The 1,678-nt window shown below is 61.7% G+C and carries 1 protein-coding gene; it reads left to right on the forward strand.

Going from position 1 to position 1,678, the window contains the following annotated elements; genetic code table 11:
- Positions 1–310: 310 nt before the first annotated feature.
- Positions 311–1,678, forward strand: a 1,368-nt coding sequence (gene wecB, locus KAZ48_06890; protein ID MBP7972510.1) for a UDP-N-acetylglucosamine 2-epimerase (non-hydrolyzing), incomplete at its 3' end; no start/stop codon positions are given.

Consider the following 1,678-nt stretch of genomic DNA (forward strand, 5'->3'; position numbering starts at 1 on the left):
CCCGAGGTGCTGTCCAACCATGGCCGTCGCGGACTGAATCTCTTCAAAACTTGCCTGTTCATCCTCGAAGCCCCACCCCCAGTGGCTTCGGTGGCGTGTCGGTTCCCTGGCCATAGCCGAAGGTTACACGCGTGCGCCCCACGTGAGCATCTGCCGGGCGGACGTCGTCAGACAGAACCAACGACTCGCGCTGCGGTATTCACGGGTTGGTGACGCTGCGCTACGCGAGCGACGAGCGAATGACACTCGCCCACCAAAGAGCGATAGTTGATCAGGCAATGAGTCGCGAAACACGTTCAGGAGCTCGCCGATGACCGCACCTGTGAAGCGCCCGCGCGTCAACGCCCTGTTCGTCTTCGGAACACGACCCGAGGCCATCAAGCTTATCCCGGTCATCCAGGCTATGCGGGGAACCCGCATCAGGCCGTTGGTCGTTGATACCGGACAGCATCCGGACATGGTTCCGCAACTGCTTGCACAGGCCGGGGTAGAGATCGACTTTCAACTCAGCATTGCGGATCCGGGCGCCACCGTCGCCGACCTGACCGGGCGCGTGCTGGCAGCGGTTGACGGGGTTCTCACCGAACTTCGCGGCGGACATCCGGAACGGCGACTGAAGCCCAGGTTGTACCTGCGGGAACCGAATACCAAGGCTCATTATCCGGCGTTCATCGTTGTTCAGGGCGACACCAGCTCAGCGTTCGCGGGTGCGTTGGCGGCGGCGACAAACAAGTTGCCCGTCGTGCACGTGGAGGCTGGTCTGCGAACTGGCGACCTGCACACTCCGTTCCCGGAGGAAATGAACCGCCGATTGATCAGCGCGATAACCGCACTTCACCTACCTCCCACTACGACTAGTCAGCAGGCTCTGGTTGATGAGGGCATCGATGTGGTGACCACGTATGTCACTGGAAATACCAGCATCGACGCGATCCTGTGGGCGGCCGAACAGCCCGTCGAATGGCCCGACCCAAGACTTCATCGCGTCGATGCCCATCAAGGGCCAGTCATTGTGGCGACCACCCATCGGCGCGAGAATTGGGGAGACGGCATCGATGGCATCGCCGACGGACTGGCGCGCATCGCCGAGACGCGACCGGATGCGCTCATCGTGGTTCCCATGCATCCAAATCCCAAGGTGCGCGCCGACCTGATTCCCCGCCTCGGCGAGCTGCCAAATGTCATTTTGACCGAACCGCTTGAGTATGTGCCTTTTGCTCATCTGCTCAAGCGTGCCGATGTCGCGGTATCCGATTCTGGCGGTGTGCAGGAGGAGGCGCCGAGTCTTGGCACACCCGTCGTGGTGACCCGCGAATCGTCCGAACGCATGGAGGGTGTGCACGCGGGCGTCTTGACGCTGACGGGAACGGATCCTGACCTCATTCACGATGCTGTGCTGAAGGACCTGAACTCGCCAGTGAGCAAGCGGGAACGTGCCGCAGAGACAAATCCGTTTGGAGACGGCAAGGCGGGTGCGCGAATCGTTGCGGTGCTGGAGGCCCTGGTCTTCGGCAGCGAGCCACTGCCTGGCTTCGGTGTGTCATTCGATCGTGGGACAGTCCTGCTTGCCGCTGGCTACGATCCCGATGACGTGGAACTCGCCCTCACCCTCGCTGAACTGCCAGAACAACGTTCTGACGAAGACCTTGCCGTTGCACCAATCGCACCAGTCGCACCA

It is taken from the genome of Candidatus Nanopelagicales bacterium, from assembly GCA_018003655.1.
In the GTDB taxonomy this organism is placed as follows: Bacteria; Actinomycetota; Actinomycetes; order S36-B12; family UBA10799; genus JAGNDY01.